Annotated in this window: 16 protein-coding genes; 15 read left to right on the top strand and 1 reads right to left on the bottom strand. The window is 60.6% G+C overall.

Annotated features, from left to right (window positions below; genetic code table 11):
* The first annotated feature begins 3 nt into the window (after nt 1-3).
* The 13 genes from rplS to C1719_RS08885 all read left to right on the top strand — a co-directional run bounded on the left by rplS (nt 4) and on the right by C1719_RS08885 (nt 13,295).
* On the top strand, nt 4-351 hold the full coding sequence (gene rplS / locus C1719_RS08950) for a 50S ribosomal protein L19 (protein ID WP_102374786.1): 348 nt from the start codon (nt 4-6) through the stop codon (nt 349-351).
* 180 nt (nt 352-531) lie between these two features.
* Complete coding sequence (locus tag C1719_RS08945; RefSeq protein WP_102374785.1) at nt 532-1,311, top strand: ribonuclease HII; 780 nt, start codon at nt 532-534, stop codon at nt 1,309-1,311.
* 311 nt (nt 1,312-1,622) lie between these two features.
* On the top strand, nt 1,623-2,144 hold the full coding sequence (locus tag C1719_RS08940) for a YraN family protein (protein ID WP_102374784.1): 522 nt from the start codon (nt 1,623-1,625) through the stop codon (nt 2,142-2,144).
* Between the two features lie 12 nt (nt 2,145-2,156).
* Nucleotides 2,157-3,647, top strand: coding sequence for a YifB family Mg chelatase-like AAA ATPase (locus C1719_RS08935; protein WP_102374783.1), 1,491 nt, complete (start codon nt 2,157-2,159; stop codon nt 3,645-3,647).
* 15 nt (nt 3,648-3,662) lie between these two features.
* Nucleotides 3,663-4,736, top strand: coding sequence for a DNA-processing protein DprA (gene dprA / locus C1719_RS08930; protein WP_102374782.1), 1,074 nt, complete (start codon nt 3,663-3,665; stop codon nt 4,734-4,736).
* Nucleotides 4,737-4,764: 28 nt separating this feature from the next.
* On the top strand, nt 4,765-6,123 hold the full coding sequence (gene trmFO, locus C1719_RS08925) for a methylenetetrahydrofolate--tRNA-(uracil(54)-C(5))-methyltransferase (FADH(2)-oxidizing) TrmFO (protein WP_102376006.1): 1,359 nt from the start codon (nt 4,765-4,767) through the stop codon (nt 6,121-6,123).
* Complete coding sequence (locus C1719_RS08920) at nt 6,116-7,057, top strand: tyrosine recombinase (RefSeq protein WP_102374781.1); 942 nt, start codon at nt 6,116-6,118, stop codon at nt 7,055-7,057. The genes trmFO and C1719_RS08920 overlap by 8 nt, the downstream gene beginning before the upstream one ends.
* A gap of 125 nt (nt 7,058-7,182) precedes the next feature.
* The gene (locus C1719_RS08915; RefSeq protein ID WP_102374780.1) at nt 7,183-7,752 is read left to right on the top strand and encodes a TetR/AcrR family transcriptional regulator; all 570 of its coding nucleotides are present in this window, start codon (nt 7,183-7,185) and stop codon (nt 7,750-7,752) included.
* Nucleotides 7,753-7,759: 7 nt separating this feature from the next.
* The gene (locus C1719_RS08910; RefSeq protein WP_102374779.1) at nt 7,760-8,248 is read left to right on the top strand and encodes a hypothetical protein; all 489 of its coding nucleotides are present in this window, start codon (nt 7,760-7,762) and stop codon (nt 8,246-8,248) included.
* A 74-nt stretch (nt 8,249-8,322) separates the two neighbouring features.
* The gene (locus C1719_RS08905) at nt 8,323-8,988 is read left to right on the top strand and encodes a response regulator transcription factor (RefSeq protein ID WP_102374778.1); all 666 of its coding nucleotides are present in this window, start codon (nt 8,323-8,325) and stop codon (nt 8,986-8,988) included.
* 9 nt (nt 8,989-8,997) lie between these two features.
* Nucleotides 8,998-10,035: a sensor histidine kinase gene (locus C1719_RS08900; RefSeq protein WP_102374777.1), complete on the top strand. Its 1,038-nt coding sequence runs from the start codon at nt 8,998-9,000 to the stop codon at nt 10,033-10,035.
* Between the two features lie 280 nt (nt 10,036-10,315).
* On the top strand, nt 10,316-11,155 hold the full coding sequence (locus C1719_RS08890) for an ABC transporter ATP-binding protein (RefSeq protein WP_102374775.1): 840 nt from the start codon (nt 10,316-10,318) through the stop codon (nt 11,153-11,155).
* Nucleotides 11,145-13,295, top strand: a complete 2,151-nt coding sequence (locus C1719_RS08885) for an FtsX-like permease family protein (RefSeq protein WP_102374774.1) — start codon at nt 11,145-11,147, stop codon at nt 13,293-13,295. The genes C1719_RS08890 and C1719_RS08885 overlap by 11 nt, the downstream gene beginning before the upstream one ends.
* Before the next feature lie 144 nt (nt 13,296-13,439).
* Here the strand turns inward: C1719_RS08885 and C1719_RS08880 are convergent, their stop codons facing one another.
* Entirely contained in the window at nt 13,440-13,784 is a 345-nt protein-coding gene (locus tag C1719_RS08880) for a nitrous oxide-stimulated promoter family protein (RefSeq protein ID WP_102374773.1), read from the bottom strand.
* Nucleotides 13,785-14,121: 337 nt separating this feature from the next.
* Here C1719_RS08880 and uvrA point away from each other — a divergent pair, with 337 nt between their 5' ends.
* Nucleotides 14,122-17,037, top strand: a complete 2,916-nt coding sequence (uvrA, locus tag C1719_RS08875; RefSeq protein ID WP_102374772.1) for an excinuclease ABC subunit UvrA — start codon at nt 14,122-14,124, stop codon at nt 17,035-17,037.
* A 300-nt stretch (nt 17,038-17,337) separates the two neighbouring features.
* Entirely contained in the window at nt 17,338-18,852 is a 1,515-nt protein-coding gene (locus C1719_RS08865; RefSeq protein ID WP_342745910.1) for a GNAT family N-acetyltransferase, read from the top strand.
* Nucleotides 18,853-18,854 lie beyond the last annotated feature (2 nt).

The raw sequence follows: 18,854 nt of genomic DNA, 5'->3' as shown, positions 1-18,854 counted from the left end.
AACATGGACATCATTCGCGCTATCGAACAACAGCAGATCAAGCAGGACATCCCTGACTTCAATGTGGGCGACAACGTGAAAGTCCACTACCGCATCACCGAGGGCAACCGCGAGCGCATCCAGGTGTTCCAGGGCGATGTCATCCGTCGTCATGGCGCTTCCAACCGCGAGACGTTCACCGTCCGCAAGATCAGCTTCTCCATCGGCGTCGAGCGCACCTTCCCGGTGCATTCGCCGAAGATCGAGAAGATCGAGGTCATGCGCAAGGGCGATGTGAACCGTGCCAAGCTGTACTATCTGCGCAACAAGGTGGGCAAGGCTGCTAAGATCAAGGAAAAAGCCTACAACTAACCTTGCAGGATCCAAGGAATCGAAAAGACCCCGCAAGGGGTCTTTTTATCTTCGGAAAACGGGTTGCGCCCATGTGGCGGAAGAGCTGCGGTTTCAAAGAAGCCGCCCGAGGCGGGCAAAGTGCGCTCCTTTCCGTGGACGTCTGCCTCGCGCACCCGTGCTTCCGATATACTGAGACCTATGAACCAGACCGTAGCCGACATACGAAAACGACTTCAAGAAGCCGATGCAGCCGAATTCGCCGTGCTCGAGCGCTCGCTCGTCGCCGATACGAGGAAAGGCGTTCTGAGCGCCATTGAAACGGCGCGTCGCCGGCTTGAAGCCGAAGCGGCAGAAGCTGCGCGCATCGACGGGCTGTATTCGCTTGAGCGGGAGCTTGCCGGCGGAGGCATCGCGGTCGGTCTTGACGAGGTGGGCCGAGGACCTGTGGCCGGACCGCTCACCGTAGGGGCGGTTGTCCTGCCGCCCAAACCCCGGATACCCGGATTGAACGATTCCAAGCAGTTGACGGCGCAGCATCGCGAAGAGCTGGCCGCGCAAATAAAGGAAATCGCCCTCGCCTGGACGGTGCAGCATGTCGAACCCGAGTCCATCGATGCGGTGGGTATGACCGCTTCGCTGCGGTTCGCCTTCCTCAAAGCGATCGGAGCCATCGAGGGGCAGGGCGTATCCGTCGATGCGATTCTGCTCGACGGCAATCCGATGCATCTCGATTCGCGCGAGGTAAACGTGATCAAGGGAGATGCCAAGTGCGCGTCGATCGCCGCCGCATCGATCGTTGCGAAAGTCGAGCGCGATGGGATAATGCGCCGATGGGCCGAGACGTATCCTGCTTACGGATTCGATGCGAACAAGGGCTATGCCAGCAAGGATCACATCGATGCGATCAAAGAGCAGGGGTTGTGTCCGCTGCATAGAAAATCGTTCTGCACCGCTTTCACCCAGGAAACGCTCTTTTAGGAAACGCCGTCATCCAGAGCGGCTTCGCGCAAGGTTCTTCGGAATCTGCGCTTTATTTCTCGTATCGCCCCATTTTTCCGATCGGTGTCGGGGCGAGCCTTCGCTTGCGCCTGCCTCCGCTGCGGATCGGTCGCTCTGGGTTCCGGTTCCCGTATGAAAGATGCGGAAATCTTGCAAGGTTTACGGGGGGAGCGGCACGAAACGAGATCCCGAACCGGACGCTGCCGATGCTTCGATCAGCCCTCTTGGCTTCCCGATAGTGAAAGACGTGCGCGCTAGCATGGCTTTCCCGATAAAGGATAGGAGCCGAAATGGTGACCGAGACAATTGCGGAGAAACAGGTGTTTGGGAGTTCGGCCGAAGCGGCTGGCGAGGATGCGTTCGCAAAGGGGGAGGCGATCGTCGACGAGAGTGCGCTCGGCAACGAAGAGACGTTCAGGGACGAAGCATGCGAAGGAAGGAAGACGAGCCGTAACATCGAGCTCGGGAGGCGCGGGGAGGAGGCCGCCGCACGCTTCCTTGAAAAGAGGGGATTTGAAATACTCGAGCGCAATTGGACGTGTTCGGCCGGCGAAGCCGACATCATCGCCCAGGATGACGATGTGCTTGTCTTCGTCGAGGTTAAAACGCGCTCGAACATAGATAAGGGGCTTCCCGAAGAGGCGGTCGACAGGAAGAAGCGCGAACGCTACGAGCGCATTGCGGCATCGTATCTTGCCGCCTACGACGCCGTAGACATAGCGGTGAGATTCGATGTCGTGTCGATCCTTGCGATCGGAAGCGACCGTGCGTTTCTGCGCCACCACGCAAACGCGTTCTCTCTTGGCGAATAGCCGGGTTCGGCGATGCAGGCGCAGTACAGCGTATGGGGTGCGACGATCAGGGGCGTCGAGGCGGTTCCCGTTGCGGTCGAGGTGTTCGTAGGCAGCGGGATGCCTTCGTTTTCCATCGTCGGCATGCCCGACGCCGCCATCCAGGAGGCCCGCGAGCGGGTTCGGGCGGCAATCAGGGCCTGCGGGTTTCGCATGCCCGCCGAAAAGGTGGTTGTCAACCTTGCGCCCGGGTCGCTGAAGAAAGCGGGATCGGGATTCGATTTGCCGATTGCACTGGGGATACTCGTGGCGACGCGCCAGATCGATGCGACGCTTATCGACGGAAGCCTGTGCGTAGGGGAGCTTTCGCTCGAAGGCGATGTCCGCGCGGTCAAAGGCATGCTGGCATTCGAGCTTTGCGCGAAAAACCAGGGCCTCTCCCTCATATGCGCCCAGCCTGACGACGGACTCGTTTCGATGGAGAACCTCGAATGCAGGATTGTGGCCAGCCTATCGAGCTGTGCGAACGGCGTATTCGCGAAGCCGGTCATGCGGGGCCGTGCGTCCAAGGGATGTTCGTCGGACTATTCGGATGTGGCGGGACACGAGGCGGCGAAGCGCGCGTTGCAGATTGCGGCGGCGGGAGCCCATGGCGTGCTCATGATGGGGCCTCCCGGTTCGGGGAAAACCATGCTCGCGTCGCGGTTGCCCTCGATCCTTCCTCCCCTGTCTGAAGCCGAGCTGATCGAAACAGCGCTTGTCCATTCGGTTGCCGGCGAAGATATCGGACCGATACTTGCAGGCGAGCGCCCGTTTCGCAAGCCCCACCACTCGGCGAGCATGGCGGGCCTTGTCGGCGGCGGATCGCCGTTGCGACCTGGCGAGATCTCGCTTGCAACGGGGGGCGTGCTATTTCTCGACGAAGTGTCCGAATTCAAGCCTTCGGTTCTGCAGGCCATCCGCCAACCGATCGAATCGGGGCGGATCGCAGTGACGCGCGCCGAGGGCAGCGTCGTGTTCCCGGCGCGGTTCATGCTCGTTGCGGCGGCGAATCCCTGTCCCTGCGGGTACTTCGGGGATGTGGGAAACCGCTGTTCGTGTTCCGCAGCTCAGATCAGGAACTACCAGGGGCGCATCGGGGGACCGTTGATGGATCGCATCGACATCCATATCGACGTGTGGCGCGCTTCACCCGATATGGTGCTGGGTGCTAAGGGCGGGACCGATTCCGAAGCGCTTCGGGCGGGTGTTGCCGATGCGCGCTGCTTTGCGCAGGAAAGGAAACGTCGGGCCGAAGGCGCGCAGGCCGGGCAATCGGTGATCGCTGCATGTGGGCTTCGCAGCGAAGACGAAAGGTTTCTCAAAGACATGGCTGCGCTGCATCAGATGAGCGGAAGGAGCATCGTTAAAACGCTCTCCATTGCGCGCACGATCGCCGATATGGCTGCATGCCCCCGTGTGGGAAGGGAGCATCTGTGCGAAGCGCTCGGCCTGCGGCTGCGCGACGGAATAGGATCGATGTGAGCGAAAGGGGTTTTGATGAGAAAAGACGAGTTCGCCCGATATGCGGGACCGAAACTGCGCGGAGAGAGAACGGTGATCGAGCGCGAGCAGCAGGGCTATCCCGAGGCGCTTTGCGATATTGCCGATCCGCCCGATCGGCTCTTCGTTATCGGGAACGTCGCGGCGCTTCGCGAGGGCATCGCCATCGTGGGCGCGCGCAATGCGACGCCGTACGGAACGTCGTGTGCGAAGCGGTTCGCGCGAATTGCGGCTAGACGGCGCATCACGGTTATATCGGGAGGCGCGAGAGGATGCGATGCGGCCGCCCATCGCGCGGCGCTTGAAGCCAAGGGTCCCACCGTGGCGTTTCTGGGCGGGGGATGCGACGAGCTGTACCCCGCTTCGCATTTCGGGCTGTTTCAGGAGATCGTCGATGCAGGCGGGGCCGTGGTCTCCGAGCAGGAATGGTCGTTTCCTCCCATGCGGCACACCTTCAGAGCCCGAAACCGCCTGATCGCGGGATTGGCGAAGGCGACGCTCATCGTTGAGGCTGGATTGCCTTCGGGCACGTTTTCGACGGCGGACGAGGCCCTCGCCGCCAATCGCGAAGTGCTCGTGGTGCCCGGGTCGATCGCATCGAGCGCTTCGCGCGGTTCGAACAGGCTGCTTTACCAGGGGGCGACGCCTATTGTCGACGACGAGACGTTCTCAAGCGTTTTGGAGGCGTTGTTCGGCCAGCAGGAGCTGGCGGGCTTTGCAGTCGCTTGTTCCTGCAGCGGCGCCGTCGGGCGCGCAGGCGACGTTTCCGAAGTGCACGTTGACGGTTCGGGGGAGAGGCGGCGCGCAGGAAAGTCCAGCGGTCGAAACCGTGCAGGCGGGGTAATCGCAGATTCGGACGGGGGTGCAAAGGATGCCGTCTACGAGGCGATGTGCGCCAATCCCATGAGCATAGAAGAGATGCTCGGTTACGTTGAGTCCCAAGGACTCGACGAGGGATTCCGGATGCAGGGAAACGCGATAACGTTTCTCATGGTCCGATTGGCGGAGTTGCAGCGAAGCGGGAGGATCGTGCGCTATCCCGATGGACGATACGGTCCCGTCGTGGTATGAGCGGTCGACTTTTGCTAAGATCGTCGGCATGGAAAAACACGTTGATATAGTGGGTGCAGGTTTGGCGGGAAGCGAGGCGGCGCTGCAGCTTGCCGATAGGGGCATCCATGTCAGGCTCTTCGAGATGAGGCCGGATCGGCAAACTGCGGTGCATGCCACGGGACGTTGCGCCGAACTCGTCTGCTCGAACTCCCTCAAAAGCGAGAAGCCCGACAGTGCGGCAGGCATGCTCAAAGCCGAGCTGCACGCGCTCGGATCCCGACTTTTCGATGTCGCTCAGACGCATCGAGTGGCTGCGGGCGGAGCGCTGGCCGTCGACCGCGATGCGTTTTCGAAGGCGGTCACCGAAGGGATCGAAGCCCATCCGTTCATCGAGCTCGTGCGCGCCGAGGTTACCGAGATTCCGTTCGAGGCCGATGCGACCGTTCTGGCAAGCGGGCCTTTGACATCGGATGCGCTGGCGGCCTCGCTCGGGCGTTTGACCGGCCGCAGGCATCTTTCGTTCTACGATGCGGCCGCCCCGATCGTCATGGCCGATTCCCTCGATCACGGCAGGCTGTTTCGCCAAAGCCGTTACGAGGAAGGCGAGGGCGATTACCTCAACGCGCCGTTCTCGCGGGAAGAATACGAGGCGTTCGCTCACGAGCTTGTGAATGCGAAGCGCGTGGTAGCGAAGGATTTCGAAACGCGCGAGCTCTTCCAGGCATGCCAGCCTATCGAAGAGATTGCCCGCAAGGGCATCGACGCTCCGCGCTTCGGCACGCTCAAACCCGTCGGACTCACTGATCCGGCAACGGGCAGGCGACCGTGGGCTGCATTGCAGCTGCGTGCCGAGGACGCTCATGGCGAAAGCTACAACCTCGTCGGTTTTCAGACCAACCTCACCTTCGGCGAACAGGAACGGGTGTTTCGCATGATACCGGGGCTTGAAAGCGCCGAGTTCGCACGCTTCGGTGTTATGCACCGAAACACGTTCATCGACGCGCCGCATCTGCTCGATGCCGATTTGAGGCTCGCATCCGCATCCGAAGCGGCCGGCCGCCTTTTTGTGGCGGGGCAGCTCGCGGGTACTGAGGGGTACTGCGAAGCCATCCGATCGGGCCTTCACGTTGCGCTCGGCGTTTATGCGAGCCTTACGGGTGCGAAGGCGCCTGCGGTGCCGAGGCAGACCGTTTTCGGCGCCCTGCTCGCTTATGCGACCGATCCGAGCGTTGTCGACTACCAGCCCATGCACGTTAATTTTGGGATCATGGAGCCGCTTGCCGAACGGGTGAAGAACAAGCGGCTGCGCTATGCGGCATACGCCGAGCGCGGGGCGGGGGCGCTTGCCGCTTACGTCGACGATCTGCGCTCGCAGCATCTGATGGGGGAGCGCTGCGATGGATGAGCTTGCCGATGCCCGAGCCGCGGCGCTTGCGGAGGGCTATCTCGAAACGATGCGGGTCGAGCGCAGCGTTTCGCCCAACACGCTGCGGGCGTATCGCAACGACATCCTCGATTACCTCAGATGGGCCGAGCGCAACGGCGTGGACGCTCTCGCTACAACGCATCGTCAGCTCAGGCTCTATCTGGGAGAGCTCGATCGCGCTCAGTATTCGCGCACGACGATCAACCGTAAGATGAGCTCGCTGCGCGGCTACTTCGGTTGGATGTGCGCGACCGGGGCGATACCGGAAGACCCGGCGGGTGTTTTGCAGGGGCCGAAGCGGCCTAAAACGCTTCCCCATACCATCAAGCCGGCCGATATGGCGAAGATACTGACGATACACAGCGCAAAGGATCTTTCGGGCAATTCTCGCGAGCAATCACCATCCGATATGAGGGATCAGGCTCTTCTCGAGCTGCTCTACGCCTGCGGCGCCCGTATCTCCGAGGCATCGGGGCTGCTTATGATCAACGTCGACCTCGAAAACCTTCAGGTCAAGCTTTTCGGCAAGGGATCGAAAGAGCGCATCGTGCCGATTCACGAGCTTGCCGCCTCGTCCATGTCGCGCTATTTCCATTTCGGAAGGCCGAAGCTGCTCGACGGCAAGCAGTCCGAGTACTTCTTCGTCTCGACGCGGGGCAATCAGATGAAAACCGATGCGATGCGCAAGATGTTCAAGGCGACCCTGCGCGCAGCGGGCGTCGACGAGACGCTTTCGCCCCACGCCATGCGCCACACCTTCGCAACCGATCTTTTGGGCGGGGGAGCCGACCTTCGCAGCGTGCAGGAGATGCTCGGGCACTCGAATCTCTCCACGACGCAGATATACACCCACCTGTCGCCCGACCGTCTCAAAGAGGTCCACGGGCAGTCCCATCCGCGAAGCGGCCGCTGATCAAGGCTGCCCGTCTCAAATGTAGAGACGATATGAACGATGTTCAGAACGGAATGCGCTTCAGTCTCGCAGCGATATACTGAACGTAGTTCAAAAAGAAAAAGGCGGAACCGAGAGGGATCGCGGTGGCACGGCAGGCAATAGACAAGCAAGCGATAATCGACGCGGCGTACCTGATGGCATCGGAGAAGGGTCTGGCCTCTCTCGGCATCAGGGAGGTTGCGGCGGTTTGCAACGTGTCGGTCGGCACGATTTACAACCACGTCTCGTCCAAAGGCGGACTTGTCGCCGAAGTAGTGGCCTTGTTCTGGCGCAACTCCCTTTCCGAGGCTGCATGCAGTCCCCTTGCGGGAGAGGACTACGTCGAATACGTGTGCCGCGTATACGAGGCTATGCGCGTTGCGCTGGCAGCTTTCCGCTCCGATTGGCTTCCTGAAATCAGGGCGATGATGCTGCGGGGGGAAGCTGTGGGCCATGAGCGCGAAAAGCAGGTGTTCGCTCATATGGCGGCCGGTCTCAAGCGCGTGCTTCTCGCCGATGCGGGCGCCGATCTCGGAAGGCTCGTCGGCACGGATGCCGATGAGCTGTGCAGCTTCGTCTTGGAAACGATGCTCGCACAGCTCAGCGAAGGCTCGGCCGACTGCCGGGTCCTGGCAGCGCTTCTGCGAGCCGCTCTGTACGAATCGAAAGGTTAGGTGTTCTGTGGGCATTCTCAAGATAGCGACCGAAAAGCTCCTTCTGGTCGCGGGGATCGTCTGGATGATAGCGGGTCTCAACATCGCGAACATAGGAATCGGCGCTTACCTTCACGAAGCGGGCTGGATATTCTGGGTGCTGCTTGTGGGGACGATCGTCATATTCGTGGTGTTCCATATCTTCATCTTCACGAAGATGGTCGGCAAGCATGCTGCCCGGATCAGGGGATATGAAGACGATCGAACCCATATTTGGAAGTTCTTCGACAAGAAGGGCTACATCGTCATGGCTATCATGATGGGCGGAGGCATCGCGCTTCGCATGTCGGGGCTCGTGCCCGAATGGTTCATCGCCTTCTTCTACACGGGGCTCGGCCTGGCGCTTGTCGTTGCGGGCGTGAGCTTTCTCCTTCGGTACTTCAGGAGCTCCGCCCCCTCGTGCCCCGTTGTGCCGAACGGTACCGCAAAAACGGAAAAAACGTCAACGAAACAATGACGGGCTGCACGGCGGGATGCTCTTTTCGGCGGGTTCGTTTACTATGAAATCCAATATCCCGAAAGGAGTGTGCCGTGGCCAAGCTGTTCGTGGTCGAAGACGATGCGTCTCTGAGGACCGAATTGCTGCATGTGCTCGAGCTGCAAGGCTATGACTGCGCGTCGGCCGTATCGTTCGAGCGGGTTGTCGACGAGATCGTCGCCTACGCGCCGGATTGCGTGGTGCTCGATCTGAAACTTCCCGGAACGTCTGGTTTCGACGTATGCCGGGATGTGAGGACGAGAAGCCAGGTTCCCATCATCATGCTCACTTCGTCGGATAGCGAATTCGACGAGCTGATGAGCATGAACCTCGGCGCCGATGACTACGTGACGAAGCCGTACAACCCGGCGATCCTGCTTGCCCGCATACAGTCGGTGCTTCGTCGCACGCATCGCTCGGCCGCCGCATCGCGGATCACGCATAAGGGCTTGACGCTCGATCTGGCGAAAGGCGTCGCGTCGGCGGGGGGCAAGAGCCTTGACCTCACGAGAAACGAGCTGAAGATACTGGCGATCCTCATGGAGAACCACGATACGATCATTTCCCGGCAGGAGATCATGAACGAGCTGTGGCAATCCGACGAGTTCGTCGACGACAACACGCTTACCGTCAATATCAACCGCCTGAGGAAGAGCCTTGAGAAGCTGGGGGTTACCGACTATCTGGTCACGCGAAGGGGTCAAGGCTATCTTGTTTGAGGGGCTGTCATGAAGCTGTCCGAATACCTTGGCGACAACGTGCCCGTCATCGCCGCATGGATCGTGGCAATTGCGCTTGTGGCTTGGATGCTCACGGTGCTCGGGGTTGCAGTCGCGGCAATCGTGTTCATCGCCATGGTCATGGCGGCCTGCCTTGTTTTCGGCGTTGCGTACGGGTTCGGGCGGCGCAGGCGCTTCTACAACGAGCTTGAGACGATAGTCGACGCCCTGTCGTTGCAATCGGAAAGTCATCTGGCGGCCGAGCTCATCGATCGCCCTCAATTCATCGAGGGGCGCATCGCCTACGATGCGCTCGGGGCAGCGGGAAAATCTATGAACGACGAGGTTGCTCGGTACCGGGAGATGGTCGAATCGTACCGTGAATACGTCGAAGCGTGGATGCACGAGATAAAGACGCCCATCGCGGCGGCGAAGCTGATGACCGCCGATCTCCATGGGCCTTCGGCAGATAAGATCAAGGCGGAGATGGGAAGAGTGGAGGCGTATGTCGAGCAGGCTCTCTACTACGCGCGCTCGACATCGCTTCAAAAAGATTACTTCATTCGGGAAATCGTGCTTGCGCAGGCGGTGCGCGATGCGGTGAAGAAGAACGCCCAACTGCTGATCGAAAGCGGTATCGGCGTATCGGTTGACATCGCCGACGGGGCGACCGTCTTCGCGGACGGCAAGTGGCTGCAGTTCGTGATCGGCCAAATCCTCGCGAACGCAGCCAAGTACGACGCGCAGACGGTGTCCGTTGCGGCGCGGGCGGAAGGCGAGGGCACGACGGAATCGAGGACTGTGCTCGAGATCGCCGACGACGGATGCGGCATACCTGCATCGGACATCGACTCGGTGTTCGACAAGGGCTTCACTGGGCATAACGGCAGAACCCATGGCTCCTCGACGGGCATGGGGCTCTATCTGTGCGCGACCATGTGCGCAGAAATGGGGCTTGGTTTGGGCATCGCTTCGGAAGAGGGAGCCGGAACGAGGGTCATGATCGCGTTTCCGCACGATAGAAGAAGGCTTGACGCGTTGCGTTGAGCCGGGTGCGAATCTCCGGCATCTTGCGCGCCCTGCCTGCGCTTGCGACATCCAGGATGCGCCGCATCCGAAGCCGGGGCGCTTCGCCATCTTACAAAAGCGTAAGGATGCGGTAAGCGCGATCGATGGCATCCATGATGCGCCTCCTGTAGGATTTTCCCCGTCAGATAAGGAGACGATCATGAATGAAACGGCAGTACTGAGAATCCTCGAGGCCATCGACGCCATTCGGCGTCTCGTGGCACCGATGCACGCAGCGAAGAAAAGCGAGGGATAGACCATGGCAGAAGCATATGCGATACCGACCATCACGAACTCCGGTGCACCACGCGGCGCTTCGGACGCGAACGGGGCGCAGCCGATCCTCTCGGTTCGCCATATCGAGAAGATCTACGGAACCAAAGATTCCATCACCCATGCGCTTGCGGGCGTGAGCTTCGATGTGCTTCCCGGCGAATACATCGGCATCATGGGTCCTTCGGGTTCGGGCAAGACGACGCTTCTGAACTGCGTTGCCACCATCGACACGGTGACGAGCGGCCATATCGTCATCGGCGGGCGCGATATCACGAATCTGCGTTCTCGCGAGCTTGCCCGGTTCAGGCGCGATGAGCTGGGGTTCATCTTCCAGGATTCGAACCTTCTCGATACGCTGAACGGCTTCGAGAACATATCGCTCGCCCTTTCCATCAAAGGCGTTCCCGCGAATCAAATCGGCGCGAAGGTGAATGCGATAGCCGAGACGCTCGGCGTATCCGACGTGCTGAAAAAATACCCCTATCAGATGTCGGGCGGGCAGAAGCAGCGCATTGCCGCAGCGCGCGCCATGGCGACGGATCCGAAGCTCGTGCTCGCCGACGAGCCTACCGGCGCGCTCGATTCGCGCAGCGCGACGATCATGCTCGAAACCATGGAGATGATGAACGCCCGTCTCGGCGCCACCATCATGATGGTCACTCACGATTCGTATGCGGCCTCGTTCGCCAAACGCATCCTGTTCATCAAGGATGGCAAGGTGTTCAACGAAATCCGCAGGGGCGATACGTCGCGCAAGGATTTCTTCGGCAGGATCATGGAAGTGGTCACGTTTTTGGGAGGAGATGCGGGCGATGCGTGCTAAACTCGCCGTCCGCAACATCAAGCGGTCGATCAAGGATTACGCGATCTACTTCATAACGCTCGTTTTCGGCGTTGCGGTGTTCTACGCCTTCAACTCGATCCAGAGCCAATCGGTGCTGTTCGATCTCAAGGACGAGGCGACTGAGAGCATCTTCATCATGACGGGCCAGTTCCTCGGCATCTTTTCGGTGTTCATCGCCTGCGTGCTCGGGTTTCTCATCATCTACGCCAACCGGTTCCTCATACGGCGGCGCAAGCACGAGTTCGGCATCTACCTCACCCTGGGCATGAAGCCCTCGACGGTTTCCCAGATCGTGCTTTTGGAAACGCTTCTCGTGGGGGTCGTGTCGCTTGCGATAGGCCTTGCGGTCGGCATCGCGCTTTCGCAGGGCCTCTCGTTTGTGACGGCAGCGTTGTTCAGCATTCCCATGGAGCGGTACCAATTCGTGTTCTCGGGGGATGCCTGTGCGCTCACATTGATCTGCTTTGCGGTGATCTACCTGGTCGTGGCGTTGTTCAACACCTTCACGGTTGGCAGGTACAAGCTCATCGATCTGCTTTCGGCACGTTTCAAAAACGAGAAGCTGAAGATGCGCAATCCTTGGGTGAGCTTCGTGCTGTTCGTGGCGTCGGTAGTCATCCTCGCCGCTGCCTACGTGCTGCTTATCCAAAACGGGCTCGTCATGCTCGACGACCCGAAGTTCTTATGGGCGACCGTTCTCATGGTCGTCGGCACGACGCTGTTCTTCTATTCGCTCGCAGGGTTCGCCATTGCCATGCTCCAGCGCAGCAAGCGCCTGTACTACCGCGGGCTTGCCACGTTTACGGTGCGCCAGATCGCGAGCAAGATCAACACGGCGTTCGTTTCGCTTTCGGTTGTCTGCGTGATGCTGTTCTTCAGCATCACCGTGTTCTCGTGCGGCATGGGCATGGTCGAGGTTTTCACGAGCGGCGTGGAGACGGGCACCCGCTACGACGCGACGCTGACGGCGAACGTCTTCTGGGACAGCCAGGGCGTCGAGGATATGGATCCGGAGTTTCAAGAGGATGCGAAGCGCGTGATCGAGCTTGCCGAAAAGAACGATTTCGACATTCGCTCGTATTTGGCCTCGCTTGGCGTGGATTGGGATTCGTTCGCTGAGAAAACCATGCAGATCGACATCTACCAGGAGCCGCTGCTGACCTACGGGCAAATCGTCGACACCGACGCGCTCGGCCTTGCCCAGGATCGGGCGGCCATGGTGGCGGACACTCCCGTGCAGATCATCGGCGCTTCGCAGTTCAACGCGTTGCGCGAGGCGACGGGAGAGAAGCCGGTCGATGTGGGCGCGCACGGCTACGTCGTCAACAACCTCGCCCAGTCGGGAACGGAGCTTTCCGAGCAGCTTGCCGCTCTCGAGGGATCTGTGACGGTTGCGGGCGTTGAGCTTGCAAGCGCAAGCGACCGGGTGTATTCGCAGCCGCTCGACGTGCATGCGTTTTCAAGCGATGCCGCGCAGCTCGTCGTGCCCGACGAGATCGTCGATGCGCTGCGCAGCCAGGGAGCGGTGCCTTATATGAGCTACCTCGACATCGACTACGGCGTTGACCGCACTGCGGGCGATGCAGCGCTCATGGAGGCGCTCGGCAAGGCTTTGCCGCCTGATGAGAACCGTGCGCGATCGAGCTTTTCCTATCAGAGCGATTCGTGGCCGGTTTCGATGTCGTTTACGGCCAACGAGGTGCTGGCTCAATCGGGCGGCATGCGCATGCTCATCACCTACCTCGCCCTCTACATCGGGTTCGTCTTCCTCATCACGACGGCTGCGGTGCTTGCCATCCAGCAGCTTTCCGAGGCAAGCGACAGCCTTGAGCGCTATCGGCTGCTCTCGAAGCTCGGCTGCGACCGGAAGATGATGGGCCGCTCGCTGCTTACCCAGGTGCTCGTGTACTTCCTCGCGCCGCTCGGCCTTGCGATCTGCCATTCTGTATGCGCGATCGGAGTCATGAGCTCAGCGCTCTTCGACAGCATCGGGGTGTCGATTGCAGGGCCGACGGGCATGACGGTGCTGCTCGTGGTGGCTGTGTACGGATCGTATCTGCTTCTCACGTACGGTGCTGCGCGCGGCATTATCGGCCAAGCCGTCGATTCGCGCAGGTAATGCGAACGGGCGTCCGCCGACAGGCGGGCGCCCGACTGTCGGCGGGCGTTTTGGCGACGCGCTATGCCGATGGCCTGCTTGGATGGGAGGATGCCCGCTCAGATGCTACCGATGGGCGTTTCCCGGCAAGGGCGGATCCGGCGGCTATCTTCCGAGCAGGTGGCGGATGGCGGCTATGGGATGGGTCTTGAGCATGCGCGGGCCCGAATAGCGCATGACCGAACGGATGCGTTCGCGTTCTTCGGGTTTATAGCAGTGGTTCTCGCATTCATCGCACGACGTTTTCACGTCCATCTTGCGGCAGCGGCGTGTTCTGAGCACGGCGTAGTCATCGATGATCTTGCATTCCGAACAGATGCGCTCGCCGCAAAATGCGGTTTCCTCGCGGCGGCGATCCGGATGATTTTCGGCGCAGTACAAGGCTATCATCTGAGAAACGGTGCGCTCTTCGCGGGCGCGCCTGCGTTCTATTTCGGGTGTATCTTCCATAAGGCGAAGGATAGCACAGCGCGCGCGGAAGAGAAGATCGACAAGCGGAATGCGGGAAATCCCCTGAAAACGGCTTTGCGAAGGCGTTCGGAAGCCGCCTGGGCGGCCGTTTCCCGCCGTGCTTCGGAGGCGGATCGCCGCTCGGGTCCGGCTGCGTAAAACGAATATCGAACATAGTGTGCGAATCCTTTGAATAGGGAACGATTGTTCTGATCTCCTCCTGGTTTTGTGACTGTCTGCGTTACAATGAGCGTTTGCGTGATACGTACGATCGGACCTGAGGCCGCGTTCGCTCCCGGTTCGCGGCCAGGAAACGAAGCGAAAGAAGCAGACGAATATGGCACAGAACTCAATTGTCATCAAAGGTGCGCGCGAGCATAACCTTAAAGATATCGATTTGACCATCCCGCGAGACAAGCTCGTCGTTATCACGGGCTTGTCCGGTTCGGGCAAAAGCTCGCTTGCCTTCGACACCATGTACGCCGAAGGACAGCGCCGCTACGTCGAAAGCCTGTCGAGCTATGCGCGCCAGTTCCTCGGGCAGATGAACAAGCCCGACCTCGATAGCATCGACGGCCTGTCTCCGGCGGTGTCGATCGATCAGAAAACCACGAGCAAGAACCCGCGTTCCACGGTGGGGACCACGACCGAGATCTACGATTACCTGCGCTTGCTGTTCGCCCGCGTGGGCGTTCCCCATTGTCCGGAATGCGGCCGCGAGATCAAGAAGCAGACGACCGATCAGGTGGCCGACGAGATTCTCTCGATCGGCGAGGGCGCGAAAGCGCTTGTGATGGCACCGGTCGTCGTGGGGCGCAAGGGTGAATTCACGAAGCTGTTCCAGGATTTGCAGAAAGAGGGCTTCTCGCGCGTTCGCATCGACGGCGAGGTGCGAAAGCTCGAAGGCGAACCCATCGTGCTCAATAAGAAGATCAAGCACTTCGTCGATGTGGTCGTCGATCGCGTCGTGCTCAAGCGCGATGCGGTGAGCCGCATCGCAGAGGCCGTCGAAATGGCTACGAAGCTCGCCGATGGACGCGTGCTCGTGCAAGTGCTCGGCGAAGACGGCAAGCCGAAGGCGGCGGGCGGACCCACCTCGTCGGGCGCTACGGGCGGTCTGCAGGAGGGCGAGTACGTGTTCTCGCTTGCGCTTGCCTGCCCCGAGCATGGCCATTCCATGGACGAACTGCAGCCGCGCGACTTCTCGTTCAATGCCCCTTACGGCGCATGCCCCGATTGTCTGGGCATCGGCAGCAGGGAAGAGGTCGATGCGAGCCTGCTCGTTCCCGATCCGTCGCTCTCGCTCGATGAGGGCGTGATTGCGCCGTTCACTACGGGAAACTACTACCCGCAGGTGCTGCGCGCCGTGGCGAAGCATATGGGCGTATCATCCGACACCCCCTGGGAAGACATGCCGAAAAAGGTGCGCGACGCCCTTCTGTATGGGCTTCCCAAAGAGAAGGTGCGTGTCGATTACGTGACGGTTGACGGGCGCGAGACGTACTGGTACATCGATTGGGAGGGCGCATGCGCGGCCGTCATGCACCGCTATCAGGAATCGACGAGCGACAATCAGCGCGAGAAGTACTCCCAGTACTTCGCCATCGTGCCCTGTCAGACATGCGGAGGCAAGCGACTCAAACCCGAGATACTTGCGGTTACGGTCGGAGGCAGAAACATTCACGAAGTGACCGAGATGAGCGCCGTCGATTCGCTTGCCTTTTTCGAAGGGCTTTCCTTCACCGGATCGGACGAGCAGATCGCGGGGCCCATCGTCAAGGAGATCGCGGCGCGCCTGCGCTTTTTGGTGGACGTGGGCCTCGATTACCTCACGCTCGAGCGGGCGACGGCAACGCTTTCGGGCGGCGAGGCGCAGCGCATCAGACTCGCCACCCAGATCGGGGCCGGGCTCATGGGCGTGCTCTACATACTCGACGAGCCGTCGATCGGCCTGCATCAGCGCGATAACGAGCGTTTGATAGCAACGCTCGAGCGTCTGCGCGACCTGGGGAACACGGTTATCGTCGTCGAACATGACGAGGATACGATCAGGCATGCCGATTACGTTATCGACATGGGTCCCGGTGCGGGCGAAAATGGCGGCGAGGTGGTAGCTGAAGGCACACCCAAGCAGATCCTCAAGGCGAAGAACTCCTATACCGCCGATTACTTGAGCGGGCGGAGGAGGATAGAGGTGCCGCAAGAACGGCGCAGTCCCAAACGGGGCGCCATCAAGCTTTTGGGTGCGACGGAGAACAACCTGAAGAACGTCGACATCGAGATTCCGATCGGCGCCCTCACCGTGGTGACCGGCGTTTCCGGTTCAGGCAAAAGCTCGCTTATCACCGATACGCTTGCGCCTGCTCTCGCCAACCGCGTGAACCATGCGCGTCGGCGCACGGGAGCGTATCGCAAGATGACCGGGTGCGAGTTGCTCGACAAAGTGATCAACATCGATCAGAGCCCGATCGGCCGCACGCCGCGTTCGAACCCCGCCACCTACATCGGCCTGTGGGACGACATTCGCCAGCTCTTCGCATCGACGCAGGAGGCGAAGGCTCGCGGGTATTCGCCGGGCCGTTTCTCGTTCAACGTGAGCGGCGGTCGCTGCGAAGCTTGCAAGGGCGATGGGCAGATCAAGATCGAAATGCACTTTTTGCCCGATGTGTACGTGCCGTGCGAGGTATGCGGCGGCATGCGGTACAACCGAGAGACGTTGCAGGTCACGTATCGCGGGAAGAACGTCTACGACATCCTCGAGATGACGGTCGAGGAAGCTCTTGCATTCTTCGAGAACATACCGGGAATCAAGCGGAAGCTCCAGACTCTCCATGATGTGGGGCTCGGCTACATCAGGCTCGGCCAGCCTGCGACGACTCTTTCGGGCGGCGAGGCGCAGCGCGTCAAGCTCTCGAGCGAGCTGCAGCGCAGGCAGACGGGAAAGACCTTCTACATCCTCGACGAGCCGACGACCGGGTTGCATTTCGAAGATGTGCGGCAGCTGCTCGAGGTTTTGCAGAGGCTTGTCGAAGCCGGAAACACCGTGCTCGTCATCGAGCATAACCTCGACGTTATCAAATGCGCCGACAACATCATCGATCTCGGTCCCGAGGGGGGAGATCGCGGAGGCACGATCGTTGCGACGGGCACGCCCGAGAAGATCGCAGCGACTCCCGGAAGCCATACGGGCAGCTTCCTTGCCAAGGTGCTCGATGACGCTTCGGATGGCAAACCGAAGAGCAAAGCCTCGTAGCGGAAAGCGCATGCTGGAAAAGCTCCCGGAAGGTTTCCCTTCCGGGAGCTTCGAGTCGACCCGGATTCTTTCGAGTGTTTTTTTGGAATTCGGATCGACGCTGTCCGGTGCCATTGCCGCTTTTGGGCGGCCGACGACCGTTTTCATTGCGTTTGCCCGATCGGCTCGCGCAGCCGGATTGTGGCGATCATGAAAAGTTGCGCGAGCGGCTTTACCGCAGGGTTTCCGCGTGCGACAATGCTCGCTGCCGATTTTCGGGGCATGTCGGCTCCAGCGTGAAACAACATGAAAGGACGGGCGGTGGCCGTGCGGGGCAACCATGTGATGAGGGGCATCGTATGCGCTTTGCTCGGCGGCGTTCTCTGGGGGTTTTCGGGTACGTGCGCCCAGCTGCTCATGACGACCTACGAGGTTCCCGCCCTTTGGATAACCTGCATTCGCATGCTCATTGCGGGCGGGTTGTTCCTCTTGGCGACGGCGGTGAAAGATTGGGGCAGGCTCGTCGCGGTGTTCCGCGATTGGCGTTCGCTCATATCCATTGCAGCCTTCGCCTTGTTCGGCGTTCTCCTTACGCAGGTCAGCTATCTTCTTGTCATCGGATACACCGATGCGGGCACAGGAACCATGCTCGAGCAGATCGGACTCGTGTTCATCATGCTGTACGTGTGCCTGAGGACGCGGCGGCTTCCGCGTTTGCGTGAAGCGGCGGGCCTCGTGCTTGCGCTCATCGGCATGGTGGCGATATCGACGCAGGGCAACATCGGCAGCCTTGCCATACCGGCAGAGGGTTTGGCATGGGGTCTGGTCGCCGCGCTCGCGCTCGCGTTTTACACCCTCATGCCCGCGCATGTGCTCAAGAAGTGGGGCTCCCTTGTGGTAACCGGCCTCGCTATGACGTTCGGCGGCGTTGCCGCGACGTTGTTCGTGCGGCCATGGACGATACCGGTGCATGTCGAGGCGGGCATGGTTGCCGCTATGGCCGCCATCATCGTGGTCGGCACGCTCGGCGCCTACATGCTCTACCTGCAGGGGATCGCCGATGCGGGTCCGGTGAAGGCGAGTCTGCTCTGCTGCGTGGAGCCGGTTTCCGCCATGGTCATTTCGGCGGTTTGGCTCGGTACGCCCGTTACGGTGTTCGATATCATCGGATGCGCGCTCATCCTCGGCATGGTGTTCTTGGTAACCCAGCGCGAGGAGGATGCTCTGCCCTCATCGGAATCGGCGCACGAGAAGGAATCGGAGCCGCCTGTGTTTTTGGGTCCCGCCGCTGTGCTCGGATACTATTCGAGCCGCGTGGCCGGGCGGGAGGATTACCCGACGGCCATGCGGCTGCTTGACGAAGGCCACGATGCCTTCAAGAAGCTCGGCATCGCCGAAGGCCGCAAGAAGTACCCCTCGCCGCGCCGCCTCATGCACAGCATTAAAAACGGGACCACGCATATCATCGAGGATCGGAACGGGGTGCCGATCGGCATGTACGCCGTCTCCTTCAGCCCCGATGCTCAGTACGAGAAACCCTTTGCGGGAACGTGGCTCACATCGAAAGAATTCGGCGAAGCCGAATACGCGGTGCTCCACTGGGTCAACGTTGCCGCCGATGCTCGGCGCAGCGGCGTGGGACGTTTCATTCTTGACGATGCGGAGCGGTTGGCGCGCAAGCGGGGAAGGGCATCGCTGCGCGCGGACATCTACCCCGAGAACGAACCGATGCGGGCGCTGCTCGAGAAGTACGGTTATTCGGAGCGCGGCAGCATTGTTGTCAGAGACTACTTCGGGCGGGAAAAGCGTCGAATCGCCTTCGAGAAGCTGCTCTAGGT

Origin of the sequence: Raoultibacter massiliensis (assembly GCF_900199545.1) — a bacterium.
Lineage (GTDB): Bacteria > Actinomycetota > Coriobacteriia > Coriobacteriales > Eggerthellaceae > Raoultibacter > Raoultibacter massiliensis.
The sequence above is the reverse complement of the archived record's forward strand: the minus strand, read 5'-3'. Positions and strand labels throughout refer to the sequence as shown.